Origin of the sequence: Intestinibacillus sp. Marseille-P6563, from assembly GCF_900604335.1 — a bacterium.
Lineage (GTDB): Bacteria > Bacillota > Clostridia > Oscillospirales > Butyricicoccaceae > Butyricicoccus_B.
The window spans coordinates 1,044,672-1,062,809 of record NZ_UWOD01000001.1 but is presented as its reverse complement, the minus strand read 5'-3'; the positions used below and the strand labels follow the sequence as shown (position 1 = coordinate 1,062,809).

Below are 18,138 nucleotides of genomic sequence, written 5' to 3'. Positions count from 1 at the left end.
TTTCCTTTCTGGCGGGGTGAGGGCAACGTATGTTGCCCTCACCCCGTCTTATTTGTCGCTCTTGAGGGTGACAATTTTCGCGGTCTGTGCAGTCGCAGTCATGCCAATGCCGCCGTTGCTGCTGGAATATAGATTTACAGCGCAATCTGGAAGCTGCACGTAAATAAAGTTGCCCCCCAGACAGGCCGCTTCAATTTGTTCGCCTGTGAGATTCGGCAGCGGGTCATGGTCAAACTTAACCGCAAGCGGAGCAAGACAAGCTCCTTGCAACGCAAGGGTTAATTTTACGCCAGTTCGCACATCGGAAAGTTTTTTTCCGTCCTCGTAGGGAAAAATATCAGTTTTTCCCGTTAATACAGCATAGTCATAGCCAGCATTTACGGCGGGTAAATCTACATTAAGTTTATAGGGCATGGTATACTCCTTTCCCCCGTCGAGCCGATAGGACAGCTTAATACATAATCTGAAAAGCGCTTTTCTGAGTATAGCTTACCATGCAGAAAAGTATTATAATACCATATTATCATCATTGATTTTGTCCATTTAAGTATTATATAATAATAATTAAGAAAAAGGTAAAGGAGATACGACCTATGCCAAAGATTTTGAAGAAAACTCCAAATGATAAATTTAAAAATATCGGAAATAGGCTTAAAAAGTTGAGGATAGATAATGACTTAACATTAAACCAAGTCGCCGCTCGCCTTAATCCCTATGTGCAAATCCAATTAGATGGGAAGTCGGGCGAAACAAGAATTGCGGAAATCGAAAAGTCAAATGCCAACTTAACACCCGAACTTGCGGTTGCGTATTCTCGAGTTTTTGATGTTTCCCTTGAGTATGTTTTTTGCTTGTCTGATGATATGAGGCCAGAGAACAAAGAAGTAAAAGAAACATTAGGATTGACTGACGCAGCAATCGCCAAAATCAAAGCTTTTTCAAGTGAAAATGGTTCGGCAACATACTTGAAAATTTTAAATCTTCTTTTTGAAACTGATTTTATGTCGGAGTTAATTCACAGTCTGGATTCTTTCGCCTATACAACGCAGAAATATTCAAATTTTGTAACGCTCGATTTTGATTACAGGCAAGAAGATAAAGAAATTGTTGGCTTAATCTCAAAATGGAAACTGGAAAAATCAGTTTCTAAGGCTATTGATAAAATTGCCAAGCTGCTGGAAGATAGTGAGGAATTGAAGTTACCAGAAGAAGAATAACAAAAAAGCAGTCCCTAAGGTAATACCAAAGGGACTGCTTTTGTCAGTTTACTTTTCTATCAGTTTATCCAAGCTAACGTCCAAAGCAACTGATATTCTATAAAGAGTTTCTACACTAAAATTGTAAGCAACCTTTTCGCTCTCAATCTGGCGAACAAAATCATGGGAACGTCCTATCAATTCAGCCAACTCCGCAGCGGTTAGCCCTTTCTCTTTTCGACACTTCTTGATATTATGCCGTATCGTATTATAAATATCATCATCAAATACAAGCTGATTCATTTTATGAGCCACCACCTAACAAAAGTGTAGCCAAATGTGGAGCAAATGTATGTTAGGTATTGCCTCACAATTCATTATTGTAAGAGAAAAAATCGTATGATATAATAAAAACGAAATCCCCAATTAACCACAACTTTTAGGAGGGAAGTCTATGAAAAAGCGCATTTTGTTTTTGGCATTGGCTCTGGTGCTTTGCGTGAGCTTGGCTGTCCCGGCTTCGGCCTTTGATATGGGCAAAGCGGGCCAGGCAGCTACCGTAAGCTTGGGCGGGGGAACGCTGGCCGTGGTAGATAACAACAACACACTTTGGATGCGCGGAAAAGAAGCGTATAAGGACTTGGGAAATGGGAAATTTGAGCAGTCTGCTTCCTTTGCTAAAGTGATGGAGAATGTAAGTTCGGTCAGTTGTGATGGCTCAAATACCGCTGTGATAAAAACAGATGGTTCCCTGTGGGTTTTTACCTACCATTATTATGATGAACACTCCAATTATTTTTTACGATTCACACCCAAAAAAGTGATGGATAACGTGATTTCGGTTAGCTATAACAATGGTTCTATTGCGGCGATTAAAGCAGATGGATCCTTGTGGACATGGGGCAATAATTTAAGTGGACAGTTGGGAAATGGTACTATGGAGGATTCTGATGTTCCCGCCCGTGTCTTGGAGGATGTTGCAGCTGTTAGCTGTGGTGAAGGTGTTATGGCCGCAATTAAAACAGATGGTTCCCTGTGGATGTGGGGAGCAAAATGCTATTTATGCGACGGAAATAATGATATAAAAGGGTATCAGACCGTTCCTGTTAAGGTTATGGACGGCGTTTCAGCTGTCAGCTGCGGAAGATTTGCCTCAACTGCCGTTAAAACAGATGGCTCCCTCTGGGTATGGGGATTTAACTCATACGGCCAGATGGCGAACGGCACAGCTGGATGGGATACATATACAACACCTCAAAAAATACTTGACGACGTGGTTTCAGTTTGTAATGGCAGCACCCATTCTGCCGCAATTAAGGCAGACGGTTCCTTGTGGATGTGGGGGGAAAATGATTGCGGTCAACTGGGAAATGGATACACCGGAACAAATTATTCTTCGGATGGAAAACCATATCAATTTAAGCCAACAAAAATTATGGATGGTGTAGCGTCCGTCACTTGTAGCAGTTTTGATACTGCAATCGTAAAGGCAGATGGTTCCATCTGGTTTTGCGGGCGTTCTGACGATATGGGAATTGGAAATGGGACAGACCCCAATGGGTTTTTAATGCAGACTATTCCGGTTCAGCTTATAGGCGTGACCGCTAAACTATCATCTGCAGATACCGAAGTTTCAAACGTAGGCGGGTTCAATGATGTGTTGGAAACGGACTATTTTGCCGCCTCGGTTTTGTGGGCTGTCGAAAATAGTGTTACCAGCGGTACGACATCTACAACCTTTTCTCCTGACGATACCTGTACTACGGCGCAAATCTTAACATTCCTGTGGCGTGCAAAGGGTTCTCCTGAGCCCACCAGCAAAACGAGTACATTCACGGACATTAAGGAGAGTGGTTATTTTTATAAGGCAGCATTGTGGGCAAAAGAAAATAATATCATATCAAAAGACAGCACGGCCTTTAATGGAAATACTCCTTGTACTCGGAGTATGGCAGTTCTGTATATCTGGCGCGCCGCTGGTTTCCCTGCCGCTGAAAAAACCAGCAGCTTTACAGATGTAGCTGCTACCACGCTCTATGCGCCCGCTGTCGATTGGGCGGTGGAAGCGGGTGTCACTTCCGGCACAAGTGCAACCACCTTTAGCCCTGATATGACTTGCACCCGCGCTCAGATTGTGACATTCCTGTATCGGGCGTTTGCATAATAAGAGTCACTCTCATTGACAAAAAGACGGTCAGAGCATTTTGCTTTGACCGTCTTTTATTCTATATCCGTGTTGACATTTTAACTCGCATATCGTATTATTCAAGTATGAGAAAGGAGAGTTGACTATGCAGGAGATAGCACAGCGGTTAAAGAGCTTACGAGAAAGCGTCAACCTGTCCCAAGCCAAATTAGCTACGCTGATGGGCGCAACACAAGCCAGTGTAAACCGCTATGAAAACGGGCAATCTTCCCCGCCCTTAAAGATTCTGCGATGGTATGCAGATTTCTTCGATGTATCTATGGACTACATATTTGCCCGCACGGAACAACCGGAGGGAAAGCTATATGAACACAAGCCGAAAGTCATAGATGCCATTACGCAAGACAACAAGGAATTGCGGCAGTTTGTGGATATGTGTTTTGACCCTGCTTCCCCGGTCAGTGAAAAATTGCGGGAAGTCCTGACGAAAATGTTAGAGGAACAGCGCGGTTAGAGAGGGCGTTTCCCCTTAGGGGAGTGTATTCAAAAATCCCCGCTCGTCAAGGTTAAAATGAACTGGCTTTGAACTGCACCCCAAAAGTTGGACAAGAAAGTCAACGAAAGGGGTGCAGAAATCTATGGGAAAAGAATTGTTCAGTGAGGAATTAAAATTAGCAGTTGTTCAGTATGTACTGGAAGGGCATACACGCAAAGAGGCATCCGAGAAATTTTGCGTATCCTGTACGCCGATTGAAAAATGGGTAAACTTGTATAAGCTGCATGGTGCAAAAGGACTTCTAAGCAGAAATCTGGTTGGCCGACAAAAAGGCTTTGATGGCGAGTTTCGCCTAAAAGTGTTACAATACAAGCAGGAACATCACTTATCCTGTACACAGACAGCTATGCACTTTTGCCTTGATGTTGTAACAGTGTGCCGGTGGGAGAAGAAATTCCAAAAGGAAGGTGCACGGGGACTTATGAAAAAGCAGGCGACAAAAGGTAGCGAAAAACGACAAAAGAAGCAGGAACAGTCGGAGCTGCAACAGGAAAACAAGCGGCTGTCAGAAGAAAATTACCGGTTGAGAATGGAGAATGATTACCTAAAAAAATTAAACGCCTTAATTCAGAAGCGGGAAGAACCCGAATAAGCGATGTTGTGGCTGCTGTTACAGAATTAAGGCGTGATTATCCTCTGGCAGCATTACTTAAACTGGCCGGCATTCCCCGAAGTACATACTACTATCATTCCCGGAAAGCCAATGCTGTGGATAAATACGCAAAAGAAAGGGCGGAAATCATAGCAATTTATCAGGAGAATCAAGGCCGGTACGGGTATCGGCGGATTGGTATGGAATTACGCAACAGAGGCTTTTGTCTGAACCACAAGACGGTACAAAAGCTGATGAAGGAGTCAGGCCTAAAATGTATGGTACGAATGAAAAAGTATCGTTCTTACCGTGGAGAAGTCGGCAAGATTGCACCAAATCTACTGGCTAGAGATTTCCATGCGGAAAGGCCGAATCAGAAATGGGTAACTGATGTGACTGAGTTTTCCCTGTTTGGAAACAAACTTTATCTTTCTCCTGTGCTTGACCTGTATAATGGTGAGATCATCAGCTATGCCATCAGTGAACGGGCTAATTACCGCCAGGTGGATGAGATGCTGGATAAAGCATTCTCCCGGCTCCCGGACAGCAGCGGGCTGATCCTTCATTCGGATCAGGGCTGGCAATATCAGAACGTCAGGTATCAAAAAAGACTGTTAGAAAAAGGCATTCGGCAAAGTATGTCCAGAAAGGGAAACTGTCTGGACAATGCGGTTATGGAAAACTTCTTCGGACTGTTAAAATCGGAACTGCTATACCTGCGGACGTTCCAATCATTAGACGAGTTCTGCCAGGAACTGATCGCTTATCTTGAATACTATAACCATAACCGAATCAAAGAAAAATTGAATGGGTTAAGTCCTGTCCAATACAGAATTCAAAATGGCTTTGCCGCATAACTTTTGTCCAACTTTTGGGGAGCACTTCACTTTGCCAGACCTTGACAAACGAGGATTTTTGAATCGGAGGTAATCAAGGGGAACGCCCCCCGGTGAGGCGGGCAAGCCACCCACGAAATAACGAAAGGACGTGCAAAAATGAAAGCAGTTATTTATGCCCGTTATTCCTCTGACAGCCAGCGTGAGGAAAGCATAGAAGGACAGCTTCGGGAGTGCAAAGAGTACGCCGAACGCAACGGGATAACCGTATTAAGCACCTATATTGATCGGGCTTTGTCCGCGAAAACCGATAACCGGCCGGACTTTCAGCGCATGATTAAGGATAGCGCGAAAGGACTTTTTGATATTGTCCTTGTGTGGAAACTGGACAGATTTTCCAGAAACCGCTATGACAGCGCACACTATAAAGCAATCTTAAAGAAAAACGGTGTCAAAGTGGTGTCGGCAAAAGAGGCCATAGCCGAGGACAGCACCGGAATTTTGCTGGAAAGTCTTTTGGAGGGCTATGCCGAATTTTACTCTGTTGAATTGTCCGAGAAAATACACCGAGGACAGAAAGAAAACGCGCTAAAAGGTTTGAACAATGGCGGCAGGATTCCATTAGGCTATGTATTAGGGAAAGACCAGCGATTAGAGATTGACCCCATTACCGCGCCTGTTGTGCTGGAAATCTTCACACGCTATGCCGAGGGTGAAACCGTGCGGGCAATCGTGGAATCCCTGAACAAGCGCGGCTTACAGACTAAGCGGAACAAGCCGTACAGCATGAACAGCTTTAACGCCATCTTGAAAAACCGTAAATACATAGGCGAGTACAAATACCAAGATGTAGTAATTCCCGGCGGCGTTCCCGCCATTGTCCCGCAAGAACTCTTTAGGCCACGCCATGCACTGCGCCGTCAGCCGTCGAAAGAACGGCCGTGTTGGGGGTATCGTTCTGGTCTTCGGCGCAGCCATCCGAGCCGAAGACTTCGACGCGCTGGTCATATCCATAAACGGCCTTGCGGCTGTTGTCGATCACGCCAATGGCGCCGTTTTCAAACTTCAGCGTTACCACAGCGGTGTCGACATCGCCCGCTTCGCCGATGCCCGGATCGACCAGCACCGAGCCAACCGCATTGACCTCGGTCACTTCGCTGCCTGCCAAGAAGCGGGCCATATCGAAATCATGGATCATCATATCATAGAAGATACCACCAGAAACTTTGACATAGGATACCGGGGGCGGCTCGGGGTCGCGCGAGGAGATTTTGATGATATTGACCTTGCCCACCTTGCCGTCGCGTACCATATCGTATACCGCGCGGTGGTTGTGGTCAAAGCGGCGGCAGAAACCGATTTGCAGCTTCACGCCAGCGTCCTTGGCTGCGTTAATTGCCTCATGGACACGGGCCAGATCGTAATCGATCGGCTTTTCGCAGAAGATGTGCTTGCCGGCATGCGCTGCCTCGATGATGTACTTGGCGTGCGTATCGGTCGACGAGCAAATGAGCACAGCCTCGATCTCGGGGTCGTTTAAAATGTCGTTTGCATCCTTGGTGCGATGCGGGATGCCGCACGACTGGGCAAACGCTTCGGTCTGCTCGTTCATGAACGGATCGGCAAGGGTTTTGATCTCTAGTTCGGGTACAAAACGGGAAATGTTCTGGGCATGGACCTTGCCGATACGGCCGGCGCCGATGATGCCTACTTTCATGGGGAACCCTCCTGATTTCACATATTTCTTGGGAACTGCATTTATTATAAAAGGGTTCCTCGGCGGCGAAGCTTGTCTTTTTTCATGATAACATGTGATTTTTTTCGGTTTCCGATGGATTTGACCCGATGGCGTTGACACCATTTCGCAAGGAATACTATAATAAGAAAAAATGTTTTGGCGATTGGGGATTGCCATGAAATTTGTATTCCGTTTCCGGGTCATGCTGACGATTTTGGTGGTGGCCTTTTTGATGGCTGCGGCCTTTTGTGTCAATAACTACTATGACTCCAAGCGCCTGCTGACCGAAAACTACATTCTCAATTTGGAGGACAAGCTATCTTTGCAGGCCGACCGGTTTGATGCAATGATGCAGCAAATGTATCAGCAGGTGCTGCATATCAGCAAGCAGGAGCAGCTGGAACAGTTGGTTGCGGATTGCCGGCGCGGCACACCATCCAATTTATCACAGGCTGCTTATTCGGAACGCTTGGCCGGCATGCAGTCGGCCGATGGCGGGCAATTTGAGCTGTTTTTATATGTGCCGGAAACACAGCAGGTGATTTCTTCGGTCGCCTACCGTTCCAATGCCGATGTATCGGAAGAAGAACTGGCGGCCCTTGTGCACAGGGACGATCTCCAGCCGCTCACACCGACCTATATGGAAAATCCGTTGTTGCAGTCGGCACAGTATGTTTTCTGTTATGCGGTGCCGATTGAAGATACAGCAGGCGAACCGATTGCCCTGCTTTGCATCATGCTGGATGAAAGAATGCTGTATTATGATCTGCTCTCACCGCTGAACACAGCGGCGCAGGACCACTACCGGCTGATCTCGCCGCAAGGCCGGATTCACTCGGCCGCGTCTGCGGCAGAATTGGGGCAAAAGTTCGAAGCATTTGATGCCATGCAGGGAAAGAAAATGAACGCGGATGAGCAGCAGGGGAATCAGCTGACCATTTCGGTGGCCGCACCGCTGTCGCAGTATTACCTGGTCTGCCAAAGCGACCTTGGCACTGTGGCACAGGGCTTACAGGAAATTCTGTTATCCCAGGTAGTACGGTTATTTGTTGCGTTTTGCATTCTGTTTTTTCTGTCGATTATTTTATCCCACTGGTTGGCCAAGCCGCTGCGCGAGTTGGCGCAGGCGATGGAAGCGGTGGGTAGCGGCGACTTTAGGAAATAACCGCAACCAATATGGTGAAAAACACAAAAGTAACGAATGTAAATAGCATGCTCACTTCTCCTTTTTTCTGCGCGTCGGTCATATTTTCGACGCGTTTTATCCCCTTGCATGCGCATGACAGCCGACAGAGTGTCGATTGTCGATGCCGGGTTCACCTCCTTGTATGCAATCTTCTAGCATCTTTGATTATACGGGGTTCCCCAGGGACATGTTATTGGCGGTTCTATGGATTTCGTGTTTTTTCTTTCGAAAGCATCGAACCGAGGAGAGAAAGCAGCAAGCCTAGCCTACCGGAATGCGTTTGCGGTAATATACGGTTTATTGCATCCAATCGGTCCACGACTGGGCGAATAAATTGTCTTTTAAGCACATAAAATAAAAAGCGCCACGCATCGGTACACCGGCCAAATCAAAGCGGGCCAACGTACCGTTGGCCAGTTCCGGTTCGACCACCGGTGCATAGAAAAACGATACACCCAGTCCGTTCATCACCAGGGATTTGATGGTGGAAAAATCACTGATGGTGACTACGCGGGAAAAACTTTGCAGGGTATGATTTTCGCGGTGCAAGGCTTCTTCAAAAATAGCCCGGGTACCCGAACCGGTTTCGCGTAGGATGAGCCGTTCGTCCAGGAGTTCTTCGATGGATACAGCCCTGCCAGCCAGCGGATGCGCAGGATTGCACACGCCGAAAAACTCTTCCCGTCGGTAGAGTTGGGATTCATAACGGCTTTGATCGAAAAAGCCTTCCACCAGAGCAAAATCCAGTTGTCCGGCTTGTAGAGCATGCAGCAAAATTTCAGTGTTATCGACCACAAGGGAAAAGGATGCTTCCGGATGGGCACGCAAAAATCGTTCGATTTTGGGCGCAATCAAAAACTCGCCAATGGTTTTGGAAGCACCGACACGTAACGAGATCGGAGCAGGCATCGCCAAATTTTCTTCTACTTTTTGGCTGTTGTACGCCATGGAGCGGGTAAACTCCCGCAAACGAAGGCCGGCATCGGTCAAGCGAAGTACCTTGCCTTCATAGGAAAAAAGACGGCAGCCATAGTGCGCTTCCAGATAGTGAATATGATGTGTTACCGCCGGTTGTGTCAGGCACAGCCGTTCAGCAGCACGGGTATAGTTCATGGTTTCACACAGGACCAGAAAAGTATTCCATCGAGGGTCTAACATCATCGATCACCTATTCAGTAGATTTATGGTAACATAAGAAATCTTCATTTTATTTTATCGCTGACTTGGGATATAATCAAGAGCAGGAAAACAAAATACATAGAAAAGAGAGATGAACATGGATTTTGTAAAAAAGATTGGACCGGGTTTGCTGCTCTGCCTGGTGTTGTCCATTCCGTGCTGGTGGTTGGGCCGGATGTTCCCGGTAATCGGCGGACCGGTGTTTGCCATTTTGGCAGGCATGGTCGTGTCGATGTGTTTGCGCAGCCGCGTCCGGTATCAGCCGGGCATCGCCTTTACTTCCAAAAAGATTCTGCAATATGCGGTGATTTTGTTGGGATTTGGTCTGAACCTGTCTGAAATTGCAAAGGTAGGCGCCAAATCGTTGCCCATCATTTGCACAACGATCACCATGTCGCTGGTGATTGCGTTTGTTCTGCACAAGCGCCTGTCAATCCCGGACAATATCTCGGTGCTGGTGGGTGTAGGCTCTTCGATCTGCGGCGGCTCGGCCATTGCAGCGACAGCACCGGTCATCGGAGCGGATGACGAGGAGATCGTACAATCCATTTCGGTCATCTTTTTGTTCAATATTCTGGCGGCGCTGCTATTTCCCACGCTGGGCGGACTGCTGGGGATGAGCAACGAAGGCTTTGGGCTGTTTGCCGGAACGGCGATCAATGATACCTCTTCGGTAACGGCGGCGGCGTCCACATGGGATACGTTACACGGTACCAACGGCGCTGTGCTGGGATATGCCACCATTGTCAAGCTGACCCGCACACTGGCGATCATTCCGATTACACTGGCACTCGCATTTTGGCGGACCTGGAAGGTCAAGCGCGGCGGCAATACATCCAATGGTTCGTTTGACCTGAAAAAGATTTTTCCCTTCTTCATTTTGTTCTTTGTGCTGGCGTCTATCATTACGACCGTTTCCACGATGGCAGGTGTTTCGGCCGAGTTCTTCCAGCCATTTAAGGAACTGTCCAAATTCTTCATCATTTTGGCCATGGCTGCCATTGGCCTGAATACCGATCTCATCAAGCTGGTCAAAACAGGCGGAAAGCCCATCTTTATGGGGGTATGCTGCTGGGTCGGCATCACGGCTGCAAGCCTGATTATGCAGCATATGATGGGGCTGTTGTAAGACCGAACCTCCTTCCTTGCTATCTGGTATGGATTCAAGACTTGTCGATGAAAGTCCAGGTACGGCCCCAAAAGGCATGCAAAATATGTATGATAGACCATGCCGCAAAGGTATTTTACATTTGCCCATAGGACCCGTACAATAAGAGGAGCAACCAGTATCAGAGAAGCGAGGAAGGGAGTCAACGGATATGGAATATCGGACATTACCCCACGGCGGGGAATCGATCAGTATTCTAGGTTTGGGTACCAGTTCTATTGGGATGGCCGGAGAAAAGGAAATTCGTGCCACGGTAGAATTGGCCCTGGAGCAGGGCATCAACTTTTTTGATATGGCTTCGGCCGATGCCGCGCCGTTTCCGGTCTATGGACAGGCTATGCAGGGATGCCGGGATCGTGTTTATTTTCAAATCCATTTTGGGGCAAATTATGAAGGCGGTACCTATGGCTGGACAACCGACCGCAGTACCATCGAGCGCTCTATTGCATGGCAGTTGCAGGCGCTTCGCACCGATTATATCGATTTTGGCTTTTTGCACTGCATCGATGAAGAATCCGATTTGGAGCAGATAGAAAACAGTGGTGTGTTGGAATACATCCAGCAGCTTCAAAAAGAAGGGGTGGTGCGGCATATTGGTTTGAGTTCGCATACACCGCGGCTGGCCAACCGGGTGCTGGACTGGGGCGTGATCGATCTGCTGATGTTCAGTATCAATCCCGGATATGATTATCACCATGGGGACTACGGAGTTGGCGGTGCAGATGAACGGATGGAGTTATATCGCCGTTGCCAGGCAGAAGGGGTCGGAATTTCCGTCATGAAAGCGTTCAGCGGCGGACAATTGCTGCAAGAGAAGACCTCTCCGTTTGGTGCAGCGCTGACCGAGTATCAGTGCATCCAGTATGCGCTGGATAAACCGGGTGTGCTCACCGTATTGCCTGGTGTGCGCAACCGGGAAGATTTGCGCCGCATTTTGGGATACTTGCAGGCTTCACCCGAAGAAAGAGACTATGCAGTGCTCGGCACGTTTACGCCTACGGATGCAAAAGGTCTGTGTGTATATTGCAATCACTGCCAGCCTTGTCCGGCTGGACTGGATGTAGGACTCATCAATAAATATTACGATTTGGCCAAAGCAGGCGATGCACTGGCGCGCAATCATTATGACAAGCTGGAGAAGAAAGCCGATGCTTGCGTTCATTGCGGACACTGTGACCGCCGGTGTCCGTTCCATGTGGCACAGGTCGACCGGATGAACGAAATCCAGGAATTTTTTCAAGAAAATAGGATGAAATAAGTGGATAAACCCCAAATCCCCGGATCGTTTGATCCGGGGATGTTTTTCGGGGATTTTTCAGGCATAGGGGACAAGAGGGGCGCGATATAGTAAAGAAGGGATTTCCAAACAGGGAGGTGGAGCGCGCACATGCGCGGCTGCTTATGAAAATGATCGTTTATTATCCCAAACGGAACAAAGGCAAACGGGAACCATCGGAAGCCGAACAGCAGGCCGAGCGTATTTTGGAGAAACTGCGCGAGCTGGAACGCGAGACGCAGCAACAGCCAAACGACACTGGTATCAAGAAATCTTAACAACTTCGCTGAAAAAACCAAAGCTGCTTTGTATAAAATGCCAAAGAAAACCGTGAAAATACTCGACAAGTGACAAACAAGGTGCTATAATAAAACCGCTGTTTTAACTGCTAAAGTGAAAAAGCTGAATGGGGAAGTAGAAGTTATGAAAATTCTGGTATGCATGAAACAGGTCCCGGGCAGCACCAAGGTGGACATTGACCCGGAAACCGGTGCGATGAAGCGCCCGACGGGCGATGTGCGCACCAATCCGTATGATCTGTTTGCGTTAGAAACCGCGCTGCGTCTGCGGGAAAAGCTGGGCGGCACGGTCACGGTATTGACCATGGGGCCACCGCAGGCCGAAAGCATGATGCGGGATGCCTACACGATGGGCGCGGATGAGGCGGTCATTTTGTCCGACCGCAAGTTTGCGGGGTCGGATGTGCTGGCCACCTCGTATACACTGTCGCAGGGCATCCAGGTGCTGGGCGGCGCCGACCTCATCATCTGCGGCCGGCAGACGACCGACGGCGACACCGCCCAGGTCGGCCCGGCCATTGCCGAGCATCTGACCATCCCGCATGCGGCCTGGGTCAGCGCCATTGAGGACGCCGATGAAACGGCGATTCGGGTGCGGCAGGACCTTGCGAGTGTGTCGCAGGTGTCCGAGCTGCCCTATCCGTGCCTGATTACGGTTGATAAGGATATCTGTGTACCGCGGTTACCGTCGTATCTTTTGAAGCGGGCGACCGCCGAGCGTCCGGTCCGGTTCTTGGGCTTTGACGATTTGCCTGACCGCGATTTGAGCCGGTATGGACTGGTCGGTTCGCCCACGGCCGTCGAGCGCATGTTTGCGCCCCCGGAAACCGAAACGCAGGTCTATCTGGACGGCGACGCCGAAGGCAAGGCCGACGCGCTGTTTGCCATCCTGACCGGCAAGAAAGTGATCTGAGGAGGGCGGAATCTGTGGAATTTTTGAAATTTGACGCGCAGAAATGCGTGTTGTGCGGCCAGTGCGTGCAGAGCTGTCCCTTTGGCGCGCTGAGCATCGGCAAGGACAGCATCGAAGTCAATGAAAACTGCCGCATGTGCGGCCTGTGTGTGCGCCATTGCCCGGAGCAGGCCATCCGCTTTGAGCAGCGCGCGAACGAGATCGACAAGAGCCAGTGGCGCGATTTCCTGGTCTATGTCGAGCAGGAGCGCGGGGACATCCATCCGGTGGCCTATGAGCTGATCGGCGAGGCGCGCAAAATGGCGCCCAAGGTCGGCTATCAGGTCAACTGCGTCATCGTCGGTGGGCCGGGGACAGCCCAAAACGCCGAAAAGCTGCTGCACTACGGCGTACATAAGGTATATGTGTATGAGCACGAGGGCTTTACCGGCTTCCGCGCCGACTGCTATGCCGACGCGGTGGCCGACTGCATCGCCGCCATCAAGCCCAGCTCTGTGCTTATCGGTGCGACCGCCCTGGGCCGTTCGCTTGCGCCCCGGCTGTCCACCCGTTTCCATACCGGACTGACCGCCGACTGCACCACGCTGGACATCAAGCCCAGCACCGACTTGGTGCAGATTCGTCCGGCCTTTGGCGGCAATATCATGGCGCAGATCGCCATTACCCGGTCGCGCCCGCAGTTTGCGACCGTGCGCTACCGTGTTATGGACCGTGCGCCCCGGCTGGACAAGCCCCAAGGCGAGATCATTCGGTGTGCGGTGAGTGATGAAATGGCGTCCTCGCGCATTCGGGTGCTGTCCTCTACGACCGTGGAAAAGAACAAGAGCCTGGAAGAAGAGGACATTCTGGTCGTAGCGGGGCGCGGCGTGCGCAGCGAGAAGGACGTCGAAATGTGCCGCGAACTGGCACAAGCCCTGGGTGGTCAATTAGCCTTCACCCGTCCCATGGTCGAAAACGGCTTTGGCGACAATGCCCATCAGATTGGCCTGTCCGGCCGCACCGTGCGGCCCAAGTTGATCATCACCTGCGGTGTATCGGGCGCCATTCAGTTTACCTCGTGCATGACCGGCGCCGAGTGCATCGTGGCCATCAACACCGACCCGGAGGCGCCGATTTTCAAGGTTGCGCACTATTGCCTGGTGGACGACCTGTACCGCGTGGTGCCGCGCCTGACCGAACTGGCCCGCGGACGGAAGGAGGACTAACCGATGCCATTTCCCTATAAAAAGATGACCGAAGCCGATTTTGACTTCATCCGTTCGGCGACCGCGCCCGAGCGCGTGTGGGTGGGTGACGAGATCGCGTCCGAATACCACCGCGACGAGATGCCCGAGTACGGCGTCTATCCGCCCGAATTGTACGTCGAAGTCATCAACAAAGAAGAAGTTTCGGCCATTCTGGCCTATGCTTATGAGAACAATATCCCGGTCGTCTGCCGCGGTGCGGGCACCGGACTGGCGGGCGGCGCGACCTGCAAATACGGCGGTATTTTGCTGTCGGTCATGCGTATGAACCGCATTTTCCCGGTTGACCGCAAAAACCAGACCATCACGGTCGAGCCGGGTGCGCTGCTCATCGACGTGCAGGCGGCAGCCGCGGCTGAGGGCCTGTTCTATCCGCCCGACCCGGGCGAAAAAACAGCGTCCATTGGCGGCAATGTCATCACCAATGCGGGCGGCATGAAGGCCGTGCGCTACGGACTGACCCGCGATTTTGTGCGCTGCATCGAAGCTGTGCTGCCCGACGGTTCGATCATGGAGTTTTCGTCGAACGTAGTCAAGAATACGACCGGCTACGACGTCAAAGACCTGATTATTGGCTCGGAAGGCACGCTGTGCGTGCTGACTCAGGTGACGCTCAAGCTACTGCCCGCGCCCACCTGCTCGTGTACGCTGGTCATGCCGTTTGACAGCCTGGAAGCCTGCGCGGACATGGTACCCGAGGTGCTGGCGCTGCCGTTTGTGCCCACGGCCATCGAGTTTTTGGAGCGCGAACTGATCGACATCGTGCAGGACAACCTGCATAAGATGCTGCCCGTCCAGCAGGGTGAGGCGGTGCTCATCGTTATGTATGACGCATCCAGCCGGCAGGAGCTGGACAGCGCGGTCGAAGCGGCCGCCGAAGCTGCCTTGGCCCATGGCGCCATCGACTGCTGCATTGCGGACACGCCCGAGCGGGCGGCGTCGGTTTGGGCGGTACGCGGCGCGATTTTGGAGGGTATGAAGGCCGATTCGGTGTCGCAGGAGGAATGCGATGTCGTTGTGCCGCGCGCCCGCATTGCCGAATATGTCAAGGCAGCCAAGCGCATTGCGCTGTCGCATGGCATTCGTGTTGAGCCTTGCGGCCACTGTGGCGACGGCAACATCCATACCGAGATGCTGCGCGGCCCGGAGATGAGCGACGAAGAGTGGAAGAGTGCCACCCATGCCTGCCTGACCGAGCTGTATGCTTTGTCCAAGGAACTGGGCGGCCAGCTTTCGGGCGAACACGGCATCGGCAACGGCCGCATCGAGTTCTTGGAGGAATTCGTCGGCTCGCGTATGATCGCGCTGTATAAGGCCATCAAACTGGCCTTTGACGAAAAACTGATCTTAAATCCCGGCAAGATGATCGAATTTAATAAGGGATAAACCTCAGGGGGAACAGACATGAAAAACTCACTTCTCGTGGATAAAAGTCGGATGCCGCTCGCGATGGGCATCGCGTTTGTCGCCTTCACTACCCAGTTCGGCGGCGGCTTTGCCTCGGGCGCGCAGATCTATCAGTATTTCATCAATTATGGCATTTGGTGCCTGATTTTGCCCGTGCTGACCCAGGGCCTGTACGCCCTGTTCTTCTGGTACGGCATGCGCTATGCCTACAAGCACAAGACCTACGACTACCGCAGCTTTTCGGACAGTCTCTACGGCAAGACCCGCCATGTGATGAGTAACCTGTACGAAATTTGCTATCTCATCATGATTGGCACCGCTTCCGCGGCCGCGTTTGCGACCGGCGGCTCGACCATTGAAACCCTGTTCGGCCTGCCGTATTGGCTGTGTACGGTTATCGTTGCGGCATTCATCTTTGTCATCGCTCTGTTCGGTACCACGGTCGTGCGCAAGTGTGCATCCACGCTGAGCGTGCTCATTCTGATTGGCCTGCTGCTCGTGCTGGTGCCCAACATCATTGCCCAGTGGGACAATATCATGGACTCCATCGGACGCATGAGCGCCGGGGAAATGACCGTCCTGAGCCAGCAGTCGGGTGCGTTTGGCCCGGCGCTGTGGTCGGCAGTGCTGTATTTCTTCTTCCAGCTGGCCTCAGTTTCGGTCATGTATCAGCACATGGAGCCGGTCACGGACGTTAAGCAGATCGACCGCGCGGCCATCGGTATGTTTGTCTGCAACTTTGTGGCGATGGAACTGTCCATCATCGGCCTGCTGGCCATTGCCTTTGTCGCAGAACTCGCCACCGCATCGGTGCCCATGCTCATTCTGGTGCAGAACGGCGTCGGCGCCAGCGTGCTGACCCCGATCATTTCGCTGCTCATTATTCTGGGCGCAATCTCCACGGCGGTCAACATGATTTCGGGTATCGTCACCCGCTGCGTCAATGCGGTAGAGCGGCGGATGCCTACGCCGGAAAAGCGGCAGCAGGGCCACCTGACACGCAATGCTATCTTTACGCTGATTTTCACCTTCCTGGCTTTCGCCATCGCCCAGTTCGGCCTGATGACCGTGGTCAGCAAGGGTTATGCGTATCTGGGTTATGCGGCATTCATTACGTTGTTTATCCCCTTTGTGGTGCATGCCATTGCCACCCGGGGACGGGAAGTTTAAAAAAAGGGAAAGACCTCGCCAAAAAGGCGAGGTCTTTTTTCAGGGGATATCCGACAGGTTTACCGGCAGGGGAGGTCCAGACCCCGGCAGCAAACCGGAACGGCAGTTTGGAATCAGCCGTCCATACGGAGAACGGCCTTGATGCACTTGCCGGCACCGGACTCGGCAAAGGCTTCGTTGATCTGCTCGAAGGGATAGAACTTGATGAGCTTATCAAACGGGAACATGCCCTTTTTGTAGTAGTCGAGCAGCTTCGGAATGAACAGCTTCGGGATGGAGTCGCCTTCGACAATGCCGATCAGGCTCTTGGCGTCGCCCATCAGTTCGACCTGGATGTTGAAGGTCACGTCGCCAGTCGCGCCGAGCACAACAGCGGTGCCCATGAAGCGGCAGGATGCCAGGGCTTTCTTGACGAAATCGGGCACACCCGAGGTGTCGATGGCGTAGTTGACGCCGCCATCGGTGATTTCATTGCGGATGGTGCCGACGATGTCATCGACTTCCTTGCGGTTGATGGTATGGGTTGCACCCAGTTCCTTGGCGAGTTCCAGGCTTTTTGGGTTGCCGCCGACCGCGATGATCTTTTCGCAGCCTGCAATCTTAGCCGCCATAATGGCGCTCATGCCGACCGTGCCGCAGCCGAAAACGGCGATGGACGAACCGAATTCCGGGCGCAGGCGGTTGAGGACTGCACCGGCGCCGGTCTGGATGCCGCAGCCCATGGGGCCGATCAGCGCCAGATCGATGTCGTCATAGTCGACCTTGACCGCGCTCGACTCGTTGACGACGACATGGGTCGCAAACGAGGACTGGCCAAAGAAGGTGGCCAGCGGCTTGCCATCCAGGGTGGACAGACGGGTGGTGCCGTCTGCCTGAACGCCGCCGAAGTTGATGGCGTTGAAGTTTTCGCAGGCGTGCTGGTGCGCGGTCATGCAGTTGTGGCAATGGCCGCAGAAGCCGAACGACAGGCCGACCTTATCGCCAACCTTGAATTCAGTGACTTCGGGACCAACCGCTTCGACGATGCCGCAGCCTTCATGGCCCAGAACGGCCGGCAGTGGAACCGGAATGACCTGTGCACGGGCCGCGTCATCGGTGTGGCAAACGCCGCACGCGGTCACTTTGACCAGAATTTCGTGTTTCTGCGGCGGGGCCAGTTCGACTTCTTCGATTTTGAACGGCGCGCCTTGTTCGTAGGTAACAGCAGCTTTGATTTTCATAGAACATACCTC

16 protein-coding genes and 2 pseudogenes are annotated in these 18,138 nt (G+C 51.4%); 13 read left to right on the top strand and 5 right to left on the bottom strand.

Annotated features, from left to right (window positions below; genetic code table 11):
* Window positions 1-48 precede the first annotated feature (48 nt).
* Window positions 49-414 carry a hypothetical protein gene (locus EFB11_RS05545; protein WP_122789295.1) on the bottom strand — a complete coding sequence of 122 codons (366 nt, stop codon included), beginning with the start codon at window positions 412-414 and terminating at the stop codon, window positions 49-51.
* A gap of 179 nt (window positions 415-593) precedes the next feature.
* Between EFB11_RS05545 and EFB11_RS05540 the strand changes: the two genes are divergently transcribed.
* Window positions 594-1,217 (top strand): helix-turn-helix domain-containing protein, encoded by a 624-nt coding sequence (locus EFB11_RS05540; RefSeq protein WP_122789294.1) that lies wholly within the window; start codon window positions 594-596, stop codon window positions 1,215-1,217.
* Between the two features lie 48 nt (window positions 1,218-1,265).
* On the opposite strand, the gene EFB11_RS05535 is transcribed toward EFB11_RS05540, so the two are convergent.
* A complete protein-coding gene (locus EFB11_RS05535; protein ID WP_122789293.1) occupies window positions 1,266-1,499 on the bottom strand; it encodes a helix-turn-helix domain-containing protein in 234 nt (77 codons plus the stop codon).
* Window positions 1,500-1,650: 151 nt separating this feature from the next.
* Here EFB11_RS05535 and EFB11_RS05530 point away from each other — a divergent pair, with 151 nt between their 5' ends.
* The 4 genes and pseudogenes from EFB11_RS05530 to EFB11_RS05515 form a co-directional block, all read left to right on the top strand.
* A complete protein-coding gene (locus tag EFB11_RS05530) occupies window positions 1,651-3,360 on the top strand; it encodes an RCC1 domain-containing protein (RefSeq protein ID WP_122789292.1) in 1,710 nt (569 codons plus the stop codon).
* Window positions 3,361-3,487: 127 nt separating this feature from the next.
* Window positions 3,488-3,856, top strand: coding sequence for a helix-turn-helix domain-containing protein (locus tag EFB11_RS05525; RefSeq protein ID WP_122789291.1), 369 nt, complete (start codon window positions 3,488-3,490; stop codon window positions 3,854-3,856).
* A 124-nt stretch (window positions 3,857-3,980) separates the two neighbouring features.
* A protein-coding gene (locus EFB11_RS05520; RefSeq protein WP_122789290.1) for an IS3 family transposase occupies window positions 3,981-5,347 on the top strand; the annotation gives its coding sequence in 2 pieces (ribosomal slippage) (window positions 3,981-4,482 and window positions 4,482-5,347; 1,368 coding nt in all).
* A 138-nt stretch (window positions 5,348-5,485) separates the two neighbouring features.
* Window positions 5,486-6,223, top strand: a pseudogene (locus EFB11_RS05515) (recombinase family protein); the annotation flags it as partial.
* Between the two features lie 19 nt (window positions 6,224-6,242).
* Here EFB11_RS05515 and iolG read toward each other — a convergent pair.
* A pseudogene (gene iolG / locus EFB11_RS05510) lies at window positions 6,243-7,043 on the bottom strand (inositol 2-dehydrogenase); the annotation flags it as partial.
* Window positions 7,044-7,239: 196 nt separating this feature from the next.
* Between iolG and EFB11_RS05505 the strand changes: the two are divergent.
* Window positions 7,240-8,229 (top strand): cache domain-containing protein, encoded by a 990-nt coding sequence (locus EFB11_RS05505; RefSeq protein ID WP_164706616.1) that lies wholly within the window; start codon window positions 7,240-7,242, stop codon window positions 8,227-8,229.
* Between the two features lie 318 nt (window positions 8,230-8,547).
* Here EFB11_RS05505 and EFB11_RS05500 read toward each other — a convergent pair whose 3' ends face one another.
* Window positions 8,548-9,408, bottom strand: coding sequence for a LysR family transcriptional regulator (locus EFB11_RS05500; protein ID WP_122789288.1), 861 nt, complete (start codon window positions 9,406-9,408; stop codon window positions 8,548-8,550).
* Window positions 9,409-9,526: 118 nt separating this feature from the next.
* Between EFB11_RS05500 and EFB11_RS05495 the strand changes: the two genes are divergently transcribed.
* The 7 genes from EFB11_RS05495 to EFB11_RS05470 all read left to right on the top strand — a co-directional run bounded on the left by EFB11_RS05495 (window position 9,527) and on the right by EFB11_RS05470 (window position 16,906).
* Window positions 9,527-10,558, top strand: coding sequence for a YeiH family protein (locus tag EFB11_RS05495; protein ID WP_122789287.1), 1,032 nt, complete (start codon window positions 9,527-9,529; stop codon window positions 10,556-10,558).
* Window positions 10,559-10,748: 190 nt separating this feature from the next.
* Window positions 10,749-11,855 (top strand): aldo/keto reductase, encoded by a 1,107-nt coding sequence (locus EFB11_RS05490; RefSeq protein ID WP_122789286.1) that lies wholly within the window; start codon window positions 10,749-10,751, stop codon window positions 11,853-11,855.
* Window positions 11,856-11,998: 143 nt separating this feature from the next.
* A complete protein-coding gene (locus EFB11_RS16765; RefSeq protein ID WP_164706615.1) occupies window positions 11,999-12,151 on the top strand; it encodes a hypothetical protein in 153 nt (50 codons plus the stop codon).
* A gap of 145 nt (window positions 12,152-12,296) precedes the next feature.
* Window positions 12,297-13,085 (top strand): electron transfer flavoprotein subunit beta/FixA family protein, encoded by a 789-nt coding sequence (locus EFB11_RS05485; protein WP_122789285.1) that lies wholly within the window; start codon window positions 12,297-12,299, stop codon window positions 13,083-13,085.
* A 14-nt stretch (window positions 13,086-13,099) separates the two neighbouring features.
* Window positions 13,100-14,290, top strand: coding sequence for an electron transfer flavoprotein subunit alpha (locus EFB11_RS05480; protein WP_122789284.1), 1,191 nt, complete (start codon window positions 13,100-13,102; stop codon window positions 14,288-14,290).
* A 3-nt stretch (window positions 14,291-14,293) separates the two neighbouring features.
* A complete protein-coding gene (locus tag EFB11_RS05475) occupies window positions 14,294-15,715 on the top strand; it encodes an FAD-binding oxidoreductase (protein ID WP_122789283.1) in 1,422 nt (473 codons plus the stop codon).
* Window positions 15,716-15,733: 18 nt separating this feature from the next.
* On the top strand, window positions 15,734-16,906 hold the full coding sequence (locus tag EFB11_RS05470; RefSeq protein WP_122789282.1) for a YkvI family membrane protein: 1,173 nt from the start codon (window positions 15,734-15,736) through the stop codon (window positions 16,904-16,906).
* Between the two features lie 113 nt (window positions 16,907-17,019).
* On the opposite strand, the gene EFB11_RS05465 is transcribed toward EFB11_RS05470, so the two are convergent.
* The gene (locus tag EFB11_RS05465) at window positions 17,020-18,126 is read right to left on the bottom strand and encodes an NAD(P)-dependent alcohol dehydrogenase (protein WP_122789281.1); all 1,107 of its coding nucleotides are present in this window, start codon (window positions 18,124-18,126) and stop codon (window positions 17,020-17,022) included.
* Window positions 18,127-18,138 lie beyond the last annotated feature (12 nt).

Bases quoted from the DNA above. Each gene is read 5' to 3' on its own strand.
- EFB11_RS05525 (WP_122789291.1), top strand. From the start codon at position 3,488: ATGCAGGAGATAGCACAGCGGTTAAAGAGCTTACGAGAAAGCGTCAAC.
- EFB11_RS05485 (WP_122789285.1), top strand. From the start codon at position 12,297: ATGAAAATTCTGGTATGCATGAAACAGGTCCCGGGCAGCACCAAGGTG.
- EFB11_RS05495 (WP_122789287.1), top strand. From the start codon at position 9,527: ATGGATTTTGTAAAAAAGATTGGACCGGGTTTGCTGCTCTGCCTGGTG.
- EFB11_RS05500 (WP_122789288.1), bottom strand. From the start codon at position 9,408: ATGTTAGACCCTCGATGGAATACTTTTCTGGTCCTGTGTGAAACCATG.
- EFB11_RS05470 (WP_122789282.1), top strand. From the start codon at position 15,734: ATGAAAAACTCACTTCTCGTGGATAAAAGTCGGATGCCGCTCGCGATG.
- EFB11_RS05545 (WP_122789295.1), bottom strand. From the start codon at position 414: ATGCCCTATAAACTTAATGTAGATTTACCCGCCGTAAATGCTGGCTAT.
- EFB11_RS05505 (WP_164706616.1), top strand. From the start codon at position 7,240: ATGAAATTTGTATTCCGTTTCCGGGTCATGCTGACGATTTTGGTGGTG.
- EFB11_RS16765 (WP_164706615.1), top strand. From the start codon at position 11,999: ATGAAAATGATCGTTTATTATCCCAAACGGAACAAAGGCAAACGGGAA.
- EFB11_RS05465 (WP_122789281.1), bottom strand. From the start codon at position 18,126: ATGAAAATCAAAGCTGCTGTTACCTACGAACAAGGCGCGCCGTTCAAA.
- EFB11_RS05540 (WP_122789294.1), top strand. From the start codon at position 594: ATGCCAAAGATTTTGAAGAAAACTCCAAATGATAAATTTAAAAATATC.
- EFB11_RS05490 (WP_122789286.1), top strand. From the start codon at position 10,749: ATGGAATATCGGACATTACCCCACGGCGGGGAATCGATCAGTATTCTA.
- EFB11_RS05475 (WP_122789283.1), top strand. From the start codon at position 14,294: ATGCCATTTCCCTATAAAAAGATGACCGAAGCCGATTTTGACTTCATC.
- EFB11_RS05530 (WP_122789292.1), top strand. From the start codon at position 1,651: ATGAAAAAGCGCATTTTGTTTTTGGCATTGGCTCTGGTGCTTTGCGTG.
- EFB11_RS05535 (WP_122789293.1), bottom strand. From the start codon at position 1,499: ATGAATCAGCTTGTATTTGATGATGATATTTATAATACGATACGGCAT.